Here is a 13,360-nt window from a genome sequence, read left to right as displayed (position 1 = left end):
AGGAGGAGCAGAATGGAAACGCTGGCAAGCGAAAACGGGCCATACATGGTGCTGTTGGCTCTCAGTGTCATTCTTCTCTTCTTGCATATCGGGTTGCAGGGCATGCTTGCGACCAAGGAACTCGGGTCTGCATGGAATGCAGGCCCGCGTGACGAAGGTAAAAAGCCGACAGGCGTGCTCGCTGGTAGGGCCGAACGCGCCTTGGAAAATTACAAAGAAACCTACCCAGCCTTTATGGGGCTGATCCTTGGTGTTGCTTTTGTGGGTGACGCTTCAGGTTGGGGCCTGGTAGGCGGGTGGATATGGTTTGCGGCGCGTATCGCCTATATTCCGCTCTATCTCCTCGGAGTTCCCTATATCCGTTCGTTGACATGGCTCGTTTCGGCTGGCGGATTGCTCATCATGCTGCTGTCCTTGATCTGAGGAATATTCGTCATGCACGCTTACCTCATTGAATTGCTCTCGCTGATGGCGATTTTTGCCTTTGCCATCGTATCACCGGGCGCCGATCTGGCGATGGTGATGCGCCAGGCCATCGTGCACGGCCGCGGTCAGGCAATCATTACCAGTTTTGGCATTGGCGCTGCGTTGATGGTCCATGTCAGCTACACGATCCTTGGTCTAGGCCTCGTCATTTCCCAGTCGATCTACCTGTTCAATCTCGTCAAATGGCTGGGCGTTGCCTACCTGCTCTATATCGGCATCAAGGCGTTGCGCGCCAGCAAGACCGATGTAACGGCAGCCACAGGCGATGTGACGACTGCACCCCGTCAGCAGCAATCGGCGCTCAAGGCTTTTACGTTGGGTTTTGCAGCCAATGCACTCAATCCCAAAGCGGTGTTTTTCTTCCTGTCGATTTTTTCAACGGTCGTCAGCGCGCATACACCGATTGCCATCAAATTTTCTTACGGGCTGGTCATGGCTAGCTTCCTGATCCTGTGGTTTATCGGGGTCAGCCTGTTCATGACAACGCCACGCATGCGTGCGGCATTCTCGCGTGCAAGCCAGTGGATCGATCGCACCAGTGGTGTGGTTTTCATTGTGCTTGGAATTAAACTTGCCACTGAAAAAGCGGCCTGAAGGCCAAAACCGAATGGTCACGGTTTAGCCGTTGCCATCATCAATCAGGAATTAGAACATGGCTTATGATGTAGTTGTTATCGGCACCGGACCTGGTGGTTATGTTTGCGCGGTCAAGGCGGCCCAGCTCGGCCTGAAGGTTGCCGTTATTGAAAAGCGCTCGACCTACGGCGGCACCTGCCTGAACGTCGGCTGCATTCCTTCCAAGGCGCTGCTGCATGCATCCGAAACCTTCGCGCATGTCGCACACGGTCTGGATTCGCTGGGCGTTGAAGTCGCCGCACCAAAGCTCAACATTGAAAAGATGATGGCGCACAAGGACGGTGTGGTGAAAGCCAACGTCGATGGCGTTTCCTTCCTGTTCAAGAAGAACAAGATCGATGCTTTCCAGGGCACCGGCAAGGTTGTGGCTGCCAGCAAGGTTTCCGTGACCAACGACAAGGGCGAAGTTCAGGAAATCGAAGCCAAGAACATCGTTATTGCGACCGGTTCTGACGTTGCTGGCATTCCTGGCGTCAATGTTGAAATCGATGAGCAGACCATCGTGTCCTCGACCGGCGCCATTGCGCTCACCAAGGTTCCTGAAAAGCTGATCGTTGTCGGCGGCGGTGTTATCGGTCTCGAGCTCGGTTCCGTTTGGTCGCGTCTCGGAGCCAAGGTGACCGTTGTTGAATATCTCGACAACATTCTCGGCGGCATGGACGGCGAAGTGTCCAAGCAGGCTCAGCGTCTGCTGGCCAAGCAGGGCTTGGACTTCAAGCTCGGCGCCAAGGTTACTGCCGTTGAAAAAACGGCTGACGGCGCAAAGGTTGTCTTCGAGCCTGTAAAGGGTGGCGAAGCCGAAACTCTCGATGCCAATGTTGTGCTGATCTCCACCGGCCGCAAGCCTTACACGGAAGGTCTCGGCCTTGCCGAAGCTGGCGTTGTTCTGGACAGCCGTGGCCGCGTTGAAATCGATGCTCACTACAAGACCAACGTTGCTGGCATTTACGCAATCGGCGACGTTGTGAAGGGCCCGATGCTGGCGCACAAGGCTGAAGATGAAGGCGTTGCTCTTGCCGAAATCCTGGCTGGCCAGCATGGCCACGTCAATTACGACGTCATTCCAGGCGTTGTTTACACGCAGCCGGAAATCGCATCGGTTGGTAAGACAGAAGAAGAACTCAAGGCCGCCGGCGTTGCTTACAAGGTTGGCAAGTTCCCGTTCACGGCCAATGGTCGCGCCCGCGCCATGCAGGTTACCGACGGCTTCGTGAAGATCCTGGCGGACAAGGAAACCGATCGCGTTCTCGGCGGTCACATCGTTGGCTTCGGCGCTGGCGAAATGATCCACGAGATTGCGGTTATCATGGAATTTGGCGGTTCTTCCGAAGACCTCGGCCGTACCTGCCACGCTCACCCGACCATGTCGGAAGCTGTGAAGGAAGCGGCTCTCGCCACGTTCTTCAAGCCAATCCACATGTAATCATTGTTGATTTCACAGTTTATGAAAGGCGGCGACAATTCGCCGCCTTTTGTTTTTGTGCGTATCGGTAAATGTTTGGCCTCAGTTAACATCAGAGGTCGAGAATGAAGCTCTTGTCAGAACCGTTGCCGTTTTCGTTTAACTGGGCGGATCGTTTCGAAGGTACCCTTCAAGAAAAGGGGCTGACATCGCTTACGGCAGCGCGCCTTATTTTGGAAAATCCACCGGCCTGGGTTTCGTTTCTCATGAGACTGCGCAATGGCGTTGTGCGCTGGTTCGGTCTGAAGACAGTACAGCTTTCAGCGGGCGAAAGCGCTGGGGGATTTCCGATTATCACCTCTACGGCAGACAGGACGGTGATGGGGTTTGATGACCATCATCTCAATTTCCGCATTGTGATAGACGTTGAAGCACACGACAGTGATCCGACAATCAGCGTCACGACGCTTGTGAACCGTAAGAATTGGCTGGGCTGGGTCTATATGATGTTTGTTGCACCCGTTCACCGGCGCATTGTACCGGCCACCCTGAAAAAGGTCAGCCGCGGCATTCACAAGGTTGCCGTCAACGGCTGATGATCAGTTGACGCGGGTCAGTGTATAACCCTGTTTGCGCAGGAGTTCGACGACCCCTTCCTCGTCAGGCAGGTGGAGTGCGCCCACCGCCATGAAAACGGAGCCCTGAGCAAGCAACGGGGCTGCTCTTTCTGCCATCACATGGTTACGGTCGGTGATAATCCGCTTTTCGAAGCTCGCATAACCGTCCTCATCCACGCCAGAGTTTTGCGGTGTGGCGGCCGTGATCATCGGCATGATCGCGCCGATATCTTCCTGAAGATAAAGATCGGTCATTGTCCAGATGATGTCCTGCATGCGATCACCAAGGCCCAACGTTTCGACCAATGCCTTCATGTGGAAATCCATTGGCAGATCAGCCATGGCCTGTATCTGTTCGACAAATGTCTCCAGTCCTTTGACGGACTTGCCAGCCGCGACGCCGTCTTCGGCAATCTTCTTGTCAAGGAACGATGCTCCTTGCGCCTTGCGTTTCAACTCACAGGCCGGCAAAGCCACAAAGCTTGCCAATATCCATGGCTTCATCTTCAGCACGGATGCCAGCGGAATGCCGCGCTGTTTCAGGCCGTCCTCCAGTCGCTGTTTGTCTTGCGTCGACAGCATGTCGGTAATGGATTTTCCATCGATGAACATCGACAGATCGGGTCTGGCGAATATCGCTGCCGCTGCTTTTTTCTCGTCGAGAATTTCGTCTGACTCGACCACGACAGTGCTGGCCGATGCAAAGGCTTCCTTTGCGCCATTTGGCATTTTCAGAACACGTGGATCGGTCAGGTGCATGGTGCCGAGCAGATAGGACGGAACAAGCCCGTCCTTTTCAATGCGCCAGAATGTGCCTTTTCCATTCAGAACTTTACCGGCCTCTTCCTGCAAGTTCTGGTATTTCTGCGGTTCATCGCGCTGCATGATCTCGACGAGATCCTGGCCGACACAGCTCAGATCCTCCTGTGCATGTGCCGGTTTGATACCGAGCAATGTCACAAGCAGGATGGCGAGAAGGGTGATGTTAAACAGCGCGCACAGGCCAAGCATGGTGGTGCCCGGACGTGGCAATCTCCAACCAAGAAGACGTTCAGTGTTCAATCCGCCAGCCATGGTCATGCAATCCCGTAATTTCGCTAAAGGTTTTTTATGACGGCGACGTCGCGATTGTATTAAAGAAATTGGTTAATGCGTGACAGCACGACCGTTCCGTTCACGCCCGCGGGTGGGCGTTATCGTAGATTTCCAACAGGCGTGCCGTATCGACCCCGGTATAGATTTGTGTGGTTGATAGGCTGGCATGGCCAAGCAATTCCTGGATGGTGCGCAGATCACCGCCGCCAGCCAGCAGGTGGGTGGCGAAGGAATGTCGTAAAGCATGCGGTGTCGCCGTATCCGGCAAACCAAACGCGCTGCGCAATTTCTGCATGCCGCGCTGGATGATGGCTGCGTGCAGTTTGCCGCCGCGTGCGCCGACAAACATGGGTTCGTCATTCGTAAGATGGTACGGGCAAAGCTTGCGATATGTTGCGATTGCTTCGGCGACGACCGGCAACAATGGCACCAGACGCGTTTTTCCGCCTTTACCGGTGATGCGAAGTGCGCTTGTGGCGCTTGGAATATCCACTGCACGCAGGCTTAGTGCCTCGGAGATACGCAGACCACAGCCATAAAGAAGAGACAGTACCGCTGCATCGCGGGCGGCGATCCACGGTTCTTCCTGCATCTGGGTGTCGGTCTGTGTCAGGTTCAGTGCCTGCCTGTCGGTAAGCGGCTTTGGCAGAGACTTTGGCTGTTTGGGCGTGCGAATGGCATTCGCGCCCGCTGTCTTCACCAGACCTTTGCGTTCCAGATAGCGCAGAAAGGATCGTAAGCCCGCCAGATGGCGGCCAAGCGAACGGGCGCCTGCGCCATCACGACGGCGGGATGCCAGAAAACTACGCAAGTCAGCAGGGCGTAGGTCGGCAATATCCTTGATGCCTGCCGGTGCGGCGAGATGACCGGTCAGGAACATCAGGAACTGTCTTGTGTCCCGCTCATAAGCCTCAACGGTGTTTCCGGAAAGACGGCGCTCACCCTGCAACGTGGCAAGCCATGTCTGCCGCTCATCAAGAAGAGCCTGATCGGCAAAGGTCAGAATCTCGGACAACTCATTACGCTCCGGTGGTTCAATTGATGACAAGGATAGAGCCTGCGGATCAGCATTTGGTTAAAATTGACGATATTGAAGGCATCGCGCATCGCTGTTTGCAGTTTCCTTTTTGTTCATGAAAAGGCATGGTCGCCGCACAATGGCAAAAGATTCGACTGACCTGTTTGGCGCATTATTCGATCCTGCACCTGTGGCGCGCAATAGCGTGCCGGTTCTTGTGCCGCTGCCTGCGCCGGGTCCTTACAGTTACGCTGTCCCAGACGATATGGTGGTGGAACCGGGTACTGTGGTGCAGGTTCCGCTCGGGCCTCGACAGGTCATTGGAGTGGTTTGGGACAGGGAGCAGGATGACGGCAAGACCGTTGATCCGAAGAAGCTGCGCCCGATCACCAAGGCTTTTGACTGCCCGCCACTTAAAGCTGAAATGCGCCGTTTTATCGATTGGGTTGCCTCCTACACGCTGTCTCCACCGGGGCTGGTGGCCCGCATGGCGCTGCGCGCTCCCGCCGCATTTGACCCCGAGCCGATGATTGAAGGCCTGCGTCTGGGCGAAGGCCGGCCCGAACGCATGACGCCTGCACGCCAGCGGGTGATCGAGCTAGCGGTTGAGGGCCATACCTGGACAAAGAGCGGACTTGCGCATGCTGCCGGTGTTTCCACCAGCGTTATTGATGGTTTGGCAAAACAGGGCGTGTTCGAAACCGTGTTTCTACCTGCCCCGCCCGTGGTTGCCGAACCTGACCCTGATTATGTCGAGGCGCGTATTGAAGGTCCGCAAAAGCAGGCAGCGTCTGAAATTCTTGAGGATCAGCGCAAGGGCGGATTTTCTGTCTCGCTGATCGATGGCGTCACCGGCTCCGGCAAGACAGAAGTCTATTTCGAGGCGGTTGCCGAAACGCTGCGGCAAGGCAAACAGGTGTTGATCCTGTTGCCTGAAATTGCGCTGACCGCTGCATTTCTAGAGCGATTTCAGAACCGGTTTGGCGCAAAACCGGCCGAATGGCACTCCGAGCTTGCCCCGAAAACCCGCGAAAAGGTATGGCGGCAGACCTCGACCGGCGAGGTGCGGGTGGTGGCAGGTGCGCGTTCCGCCCTGTTTCTACCCTTCGACAATCTTGGTCTGATCATTGTCGATGAAGAACATGACCCTGCTTACAAACAGGAAGATCGCGTGTTTTATAATGCACGCGACATGGCAGTGGTGCGGGCGCGAATAGCTGATTTTCCTGTCGTACTGGTCTCTGCGACCCCATCGGTGGAAAGCCAGGTCAACGGCAATTCCGGGCGTTATAATCTCATTCATCTGCACACGCGTTTTGGCGATGCGGCGATGCCCGATCTGCACCTTGTCGATATGCGACGCCACCCGCCAGAACGGGGCGGCTTTCTGTCGTCGGTGTTGCTGCGCGGCATTGGCAAGACCATTGAACGCGGTGAGCAGGCGCTGCTGTTCCTCAACCGACGTGGTTATGCCCCATTGACGCTCTGCCGCGTATGCGGCCATCGCTTTCAGTGCCCGCAATGTGCCAGTTGGTTGGTGGAGCACCGTTTCCGTGAGCAGATACAGTGCCACCAGTGCGGTTACGCCGAAAAGACACCGGACCATTGCCCGGAATGCGGCACATTTGACCATTTGGCTGCCTGTGGTCCTGGTGTGGAACGTATCGCCGAAGAGGTCGAGAAACACTTTCCCGATGCGCGAACCATCCTTCTGTCATCGGATATGCCCGGTGGCGTAAAACGTTTGCGGTTGGAACTGGAAGCGATTGCCAATGGCGAGGTCGATATCGTCATTGGCACGCAGCTGGTGGCGAAGGGCCATAACTTCCCGCTGATGACGCTGGTTGGCATTGTTGATGCCGATCTGGGATTGGCAAATGGCGATCCGCGTGCGGCGGAGCGCACCTTCCAACTTCTGTCACAGGTGACGGGGCGTGCCGGTCGTACCGGTCTGAAAAGTCATGGTCTTCTGCAAACCTATCAACCGCAGCACCCGGTCATGCAGGCCATCGTCTCCGGTGATGCCGGGGCGTTTTATGATCGTGAAATCATTGAACGTGAAAAAGCGATGTTGCCGCCGTTCGGGCGTTTAGCCTCGATTATCGTGTCGGCGGAAACCCGCGCTGATGCAGAAACCCATGCCCGTGCTCTGAGAGTTGCAGCGCCGCAGGCTGCTGGCATCGCCTTGCTGGGGCCGGCGGAGGCACCGCTCGCACTTATTCGCGGACGGTATCGTTTCCGGCTGCTGGTTCACGGAAAACGCAATTCGGACATGCAGGGGTTTATGCGCGCTATGCTGGCCAATGGCCCCAAGGAACGTGGCTCTATCCATGTCCAGGTGGACATCGACCCGCAGAGTTTTCTGTGAAGCTGAAGTAGCGCTGAAATAACGATTCCGATTTTCAGGTCAATATTGTAAGTCGGCAAGTGAAACTGATTTGAGGCGAGGGGCTGGCAATCATGGAATTTTACTTTCCAACCGAGTTTGGAGAACAATTGGCGTTTTTGGCTGCATCGGTCTCAGCCCTGATCGGGTTATTGATGTTGTTTGCGCCTGGTGTGATCTTGCGCCTCTTTGCATTGCAATCCAGCCGTGAGCGCAATGACGGGTTTGTGCTGATCCGCTCCTCGCTGGCTGGCTTTTACCTGGGACTTGGCGCTGCTGCTTTGCTGCTCGCGCAGCCTATGGTCTATCTCGCGTTTGGTGCCGCATTCGGTCTTTCAGTGTTCGGTGCAGTGCTTTCCATCCTGTCTGACGGTGGCACGACATGGCGAAATTGCCTACTTATGGTTGTAAATTTTGTACTTGCTGCCTTGCCGTTACTCTATGTTTTTGGAATAGTGTGAGGCTGGCTGAAACGCCCAAGGTGTGGCGCTTTTGGCAAAGGAATGGGGATTTCGTATTTTTTTCCGCTTTCCTGCTGCCCTAAAGCCTTATTCCGTTATTACCCGTGTTGCGAGTCCCGGCATCCTATGCTAGACGGACCGCGAAATTCGAAAAGGTGAGGGGGATCACTTTAGCCTTTTTCGGGGAAATTGAAACGATTTCAAGAATTTGGCAAAGTTGCTGACGCGACTTGTCTTTCTTGGATGATAAGCAGGGAAAAAGTGCCAGTGGCAGACACCTCCCATGGAACATCCGGTGTAGCGGAAAGGTATGCGTCGTCGCTTTTCGAGCTTGCTCTTGAGGCGGGTGTTGTAGAGGCGGTTGGGGCCGATCTCGATGCATTCCAGTCGCTTCTCGACGAGAGTGACGATTTGAAGCGTCTGGTAGAAAGCCCGGTATTTTCGTCTGAAGATCAGGGCAAGGCCATCGCAGCTATCTGCGAAAGGGCCGGCCTGAAGACGCTTGCTGCGAACTTCCTCAAAGTTGTCGCCAAGAATCGCCGTCTGTTTGCTGTTCCTGGCATGGTACGCGCTTATCGCGAAATCGCTGCCGCACACCGTGGCGAAATTACTGCCGAAGTTACTTCGGCACATGCGCTCGATGCAGCGCAGGAAACTGAACTGAAGGCGGCGCTGAAGAGCGTTACTGGTAAGGATGTAACGGTTTCAGTAACCGTTGATCCGTCAATCCTCGGTGGCCTTATCGTCAAGGTTGGCTCCCGTCAGATCGACACGTCTCTTCGCACCAAACTTTCCACCCTTAAGCTTGCACTGAAAGAGGTTGGCTGATGGATATCCGCGCCGCGGAAATTTCCGCAATTCTGAAAGATCAAATCAAAAATTTCGGCAACGAGGCTGAGGTCTCGGAAGTCGGCCAGGTTCTGTCCGTTGGTGACGGTATCGCTCGCGTTTACGGCCTTGACAATGTTCAGGCTGGTGAGATGGTCGAGTTCCCAGGCGGCATCCGTGGTATGGCGCTGAACCTCGAATCCGACAATGTCGGTGTGGTTATTTTCGGTTCTGACCGTGACATTAAGGAAGGCGACACCGTTAAGCGGACCGGCGCCATCGTTGACGTTCCTGTCGGTCCTGAGCTGCTTGGCCGCGTGGTCGATGCTCTCGGTAACCCGATTGACGGCAAAGGCCCGATCAATGCCACGAAGCGCGCTCGCGTTGACGTAAAGGCTCCTGGCATTATTCCACGCAAGTCGGTTCATGAGCCGATGTCCACAGGTCTCAAGGCTATCGATGCCCTGATCCCAGTTGGTCGTGGCCAGCGCGAACTCGTGATCGGCGACCGCCAGACCGGCAAGACCGCGATCATTCTCGACACGATCCTCAACCAGAAGGCCATTCACGACAATGGTCCTGACGGTGACAAGCTTTATTGCGTATACGTTGCTATTGGTCAGAAGCGTTCGACAGTTGCCCAGTTCGTTAAGGTTCTGGAAGAGCGTGGCGCACTGCAGTACTCGATCATCGTTGCCGCTACGGCCTCCGATCCTGCTCCTATGCAGTATCTGGCTCCGTTCGCTGGTTGCGCAATGGGCGAATACTTCCGTGACAACGGTCAGCATGCGCTGATCGGTTACGACGACCTTTCCAAGCAGGCTGTCGCCTACCGTCAGATGTCGCTTCTTCTGCGTCGTCCTCCGGGCCGCGAAGCTTATCCTGGCGACGTTTTCTACCTTCACTCCCGTCTTCTCGAGCGGGCTGCAAAGCTCTCCGACGAAATGGGCGCTGGTTCGTTGACCGCTCTGCCGGTTATCGAAACCCAGGGTAACGACGTTTCCGCGTTTATTCCAACCAACGTGATCTCGATCACCGACGGCCAGATCTTCCTTGAAACCGACCTGTTCTATCAGGGTATCCGCCCGGCTGTTAACGTCGGTCTGTCGGTTTCGCGCGTTGGTTCTGCTGCTCAGATCAAGGCCATGAAGCAGGTTGCTGGTTCGATCAAGGGTGAGCTCGCTCAGTACCGCGAAATGGCTGCATTTGCTCAGTTCGGTTCGGACCTCGATGCCTCCACACAGCGTTTGCTGAACCGTGGCGCACGTCTGACGGAACTCCTGAAGCAGCCACAGTTCTCGCCGCTCAAGACGGAAGAACAGGTTGCCGTGATCTTTGCTGGCGTGAACGGTTACCTCGATAAGGTTGCTGTGAACCAGGTTGGCAAGTTCGAGCAGGGTCTGCTGTCCTACCTCCGTTCGGAAGGCAAGGGCATTCTCGACACCATTCGCACGGAAAAGGCTGTTAGCGATGACACCAAGAGCAAGCTCAAGGCTGCTCTGGATAGCTTCGCAAAGTCTTTCGCCTGATTAGGGTTCACACTGGGACGGATAACGGATGCCTTCACTAAAGGATCTGAAAAACCGCATTGCCTCGGTCAAGGCGACACAGAAGATTACCAAGGCGATGAAAATGGTCGCCGCGGCGAAGCTTCGTCGTGCGCAGGAGGCTGCTGAGGCTGCCCGGCCATATTCACAGCGCATGAGCGCCGTTCTGTCCAATATCGCTCAGGCGGTTGAGGCAGACGTAGCTCCTGCACTGATGACCGGTACCGGCAAGGACGACGTGCATCTGCTCGTCGTCTGCACAGCCGAGCGTGGTCTTTGCGGTGGTTTCAACTCACAGATTTCCCGTTTTGCTCGTGATCGTGCGCGTAAGCTGATCGCCGAAGGCAAGACGGTCAAAATCATGACCGTTGGTAAAAAGGGCTACGACAGCCTGCGTCGCGAATTCGCATCGAACATCATTGAGCGCGTTGAACTGCGCGAAGTGAAGAAGATCGCTTTCGAAAATGCCGACCAGATTGCCAAGAAGATCATTGCGCGTTTCAACGCCGGTGAATTCGATGTCTGCACGCTGATCTACTCCGAGTTCAAATCGGTTATCAGCCAGGTGCCGACAGGCTTGCAGCTTATTCCTGCTGCTGCGCCGGCCGCTGAAGTCGAGCAGACGGCAACGACTGCAATTTATGAATACGAGCCGGATGCGGCTTCCATTCTGGAAGACCTTATTCCGCGCAACATTTCGGTTCAGGTTTTCCGGGCATTGCTCGAGAACGTTGCTGGCGAAATGGGTGCCAAAATGAGCGCGATGGATAACGCAACGCGCAACGCCGGTGAAATGATCCACAAGCTGACATTGTCTTACAACCGTCAGCGTCAGGCTCAGATCACCAAGGAACTGATTGAAATCATTTCGGGCGCTGAAGCGCTCTGAGGTTAAGGAAAGAGGGTAAGGATAATGGCTAAGGCAGCTACCCCCAAGAAAACCGCAGCGAGCACAACCGCGACTGGCAAAGTTACGCAGGTTATCGGCGCTGTTGTCGACGTGGCGTTCGAAGGCGACCTGCCTGCGATCCTCAACGCGCTTGAAGCTGACAACATGGGCAACCGTCTGGTTCTCGAAGTTGCACAGCACCTCGGCGAAAACGTCGTTCGCACGATCGCCATGGACTCGACCGAAGGTCTGGTTCGCGGTCAGGCCGTTCGTGACACCGGTTCTCCGATCACCGTTCCGGTTGGTCCTGAGACGCTTGGTCGTATCATGAATGTTATCGGCGAGCCTGTTGACGAAGCTGGCCCGCTGGTCACTTCCGGCAAGCGCGCTATCCACCAGGAAGCTCCGTCTTACGTCGACCAGTCGACTGAAGGCCAGATCCTGGTTACCGGCATCAAGGTTGTTGACCTTCTCGCTCCTTACGCAAAGGGCGGTAAGATCGGCCTGTTCGGCGGCGCTGGCGTTGGCAAGACCGTTCTCATCATGGAACTGATCAACAACGTGGCCAAGGCGCACGGTGGTTACTCGGTATTTGCCGGTGTGGGTGAACGTACTCGCGAAGGTAACGACCTTTACCACGAAATGATCGAGTCGGGCGTTAACAAGCACGGCGGTGGCGAAGGCTCCAAGGCTGCTCTCGTTTACGGCCAGATGAACGAACCACCAGGCGCACGTGCACGTGTTGCTCTGACCGGTCTGACGATCGCTGAAGACTTCCGTGACAAGGGCCAGGACGTTCTGTTCTTCGTAGACAATATCTTCCGCTTTACGCAGGCTGGTTCCGAAGTGTCCGCTCTGCTCGGCCGTATCCCTTCTGCTGTGGGTTACCAGCCGACGCTTGCGACCGACATGGGCCAGATGCAGGAACGCATCACGACAACGACGAAGGGTTCGATCACTTCGGTTCAGGCTATTTACGTACCTGCCGACGACTTGACCGACCCGGCACCAGCAACCTCGTTCGCCCACTTGGACGCAACGACCGTTCTGTCGCGTTCGATCGCTGAAAAGGGTATTTACCCGGCTGTTGACCCGCTCGACTCCACATCGCGTATGCTTGACCCAATGATCGTTGGCGAAGAGCACTACGAAGTGGCTCGTAAGGTTCAGTCGACACTGCAGCGCTACAAGGCTCTTCAGGACATCATCGCCATCCTTGGCATGGATGAACTGTCTGAAGAAGACCGTCTGGCTGTTGCCCGCGCTCGTAAGATCGAACGCTTCCTGTCGCAGCCGTTCTTCGTGGCTGAAGTCTTCACCGGTTCGCCGGGCAAGCTGGTTGCTCTCGAAGACACCATCAAGGGTTTCAAGGGCCTGGTAAATGGTGACTACGATCACCTGCCAGAAGCAGCATTCTACATGGTCGGTTCGATGGAAGAAGCTATCGAAAAGGCAAAGAAGCTGGCTGCTGAAGCTGCCTGATAATGCTTTAAGAAGGGCGCGTGGCTTTTCCACGCGCCTTTGTCTGTCGCGCAACAAAACAAGAAGTGAATAGCCATGGCCGACACTTTCAAATTCGAACTTGTTTCTCCGGAGCGCCTGCTCGTTTCCGAAACGGTTACTGAAGTCGTCATTCCAGCCACTCTGGGCGAAATGACGGTGTTGGCAAACCATGCGCCGGTAATGACGACGATCAAGCCTGGTCTCGTTTCGGTGAAATTTGCCTCTGGTGAGACACACAAATACGTGGTGTTCGGCGGTTTTGCCGACATTCTGCCAACAGGTTGCACATTGCTTGCTGAATCTGCTGTTTCGGCTGATGAAATCAGCCCTGACACATTGCAGAAGCGTATTGATGCAGCGAAGGCAGAAATCGAAGGTGGTAGCCACCACCACGAGCACCTGACCAAGCTTGAAAAGCACCTCTACGAACTGACGAACCTGCATGAGGTTCTCGTCGCTGCTTGAAAGCACCGGGCGGGTTCGAAAGAATGA

The 13,360-nt window shown here is 55.4% G+C and carries 13 protein-coding genes; 11 read left to right on the top strand and 2 right to left on the bottom strand.

Features of this window, described 5'->3' with window-relative positions; all coding sequences use genetic code 11:
- Window positions 1-12 precede the first annotated feature (12 nt).
- The 4 genes from PYL13_RS00325 (at window position 13) to PYL13_RS00310 (ending at window position 3,120) form a co-directional block, all read left to right on the top strand.
- Entirely contained in the window at window positions 13-423 is a 411-nt protein-coding gene (locus tag PYL13_RS00325) for an MAPEG family protein (RefSeq protein ID WP_275643670.1), read from the top strand.
- A gap of 12 nt (window positions 424-435) precedes the next feature.
- A complete protein-coding gene (locus tag PYL13_RS00320) occupies window positions 436-1,080 on the top strand; it encodes a LysE family translocator (protein WP_275643671.1) in 645 nt (214 codons plus the stop codon).
- A gap of 58 nt (window positions 1,081-1,138) precedes the next feature.
- On the top strand, window positions 1,139-2,545 hold the full coding sequence (lpdA, locus tag PYL13_RS00315) for a dihydrolipoyl dehydrogenase (RefSeq protein ID WP_275643672.1): 1,407 nt from the start codon (window positions 1,139-1,141) through the stop codon (window positions 2,543-2,545).
- Window positions 2,546-2,649: 104 nt separating this feature from the next.
- Window positions 2,650-3,120 carry a DUF2867 domain-containing protein gene (locus PYL13_RS00310; protein ID WP_275643673.1) on the top strand — a complete coding sequence of 157 codons (471 nt, stop codon included), beginning with the start codon at window positions 2,650-2,652 and terminating at the stop codon, window positions 3,118-3,120.
- Between the two features lie 3 nt (window positions 3,121-3,123).
- Here the strand turns inward: PYL13_RS00310 and PYL13_RS00305 are convergent, their stop codons facing one another.
- Both PYL13_RS00305 and PYL13_RS00300 read right to left on the bottom strand, forming a co-directional pair.
- Complete coding sequence (locus PYL13_RS00305; protein WP_441296612.1) at window positions 3,124-4,215, bottom strand: TraB/GumN family protein; 1,092 nt, start codon at window positions 4,213-4,215, stop codon at window positions 3,124-3,126.
- Window positions 4,216-4,315: 100 nt separating this feature from the next.
- Window positions 4,316-5,251, bottom strand: coding sequence for a tyrosine recombinase XerC (locus tag PYL13_RS00300; protein ID WP_275643674.1), 936 nt, complete (start codon window positions 5,249-5,251; stop codon window positions 4,316-4,318).
- A gap of 142 nt (window positions 5,252-5,393) precedes the next feature.
- Here PYL13_RS00300 and PYL13_RS00295 point away from each other — a divergent pair, with 142 nt between their 5' ends.
- From PYL13_RS00295 to PYL13_RS00265, 7 genes are all read left to right on the top strand, one after another.
- Window positions 5,394-7,622, top strand: coding sequence for a primosomal protein N' (locus tag PYL13_RS00295; protein ID WP_275643675.1), 2,229 nt, complete (start codon window positions 5,394-5,396; stop codon window positions 7,620-7,622).
- 92 nt (window positions 7,623-7,714) lie between these two features.
- Window positions 7,715-8,101 (top strand): AGROH133_08824 family phage infection protein, encoded by a 387-nt coding sequence (locus PYL13_RS00290; RefSeq protein ID WP_275643676.1) that lies wholly within the window; start codon window positions 7,715-7,717, stop codon window positions 8,099-8,101.
- Window positions 8,102-8,362: 261 nt separating this feature from the next.
- Entirely contained in the window at window positions 8,363-8,929 is a 567-nt protein-coding gene (locus PYL13_RS00285; RefSeq protein ID WP_192490391.1) for a F0F1 ATP synthase subunit delta, read from the top strand.
- Entirely contained in the window at window positions 8,929-10,458 is a 1,530-nt protein-coding gene (gene atpA, locus PYL13_RS00280; RefSeq protein ID WP_192490390.1) for a F0F1 ATP synthase subunit alpha, read from the top strand. The genes PYL13_RS00285 and atpA overlap by 1 nt, the downstream gene beginning before the upstream one ends.
- A gap of 28 nt (window positions 10,459-10,486) precedes the next feature.
- Window positions 10,487-11,365: a F0F1 ATP synthase subunit gamma gene (locus PYL13_RS00275; protein WP_192490389.1), complete on the top strand. Its 879-nt coding sequence runs from the start codon at window positions 10,487-10,489 to the stop codon at window positions 11,363-11,365.
- A gap of 24 nt (window positions 11,366-11,389) precedes the next feature.
- Complete coding sequence (gene atpD, locus PYL13_RS00270) at window positions 11,390-12,847, top strand: F0F1 ATP synthase subunit beta (protein ID WP_192490388.1); 1,458 nt, start codon at window positions 11,390-11,392, stop codon at window positions 12,845-12,847.
- Between the two features lie 75 nt (window positions 12,848-12,922).
- The gene (locus tag PYL13_RS00265; RefSeq protein WP_250984301.1) at window positions 12,923-13,333 is read left to right on the top strand and encodes a F0F1 ATP synthase subunit epsilon; all 411 of its coding nucleotides are present in this window, start codon (window positions 12,923-12,925) and stop codon (window positions 13,331-13,333) included.
- Window positions 13,334-13,360 lie beyond the last annotated feature (27 nt).

The sequence above is a fragment of the Agrobacterium sp. Azo12 genome (genome assembly GCF_029193765.2).
Classification (GTDB): domain Bacteria; phylum Pseudomonadota; class Alphaproteobacteria; order Rhizobiales; family Rhizobiaceae; genus Agrobacterium.
The sequence above is the reverse complement of the archived record's forward strand: the minus strand, read 5'-3'. Positions and strand labels throughout refer to the sequence as shown.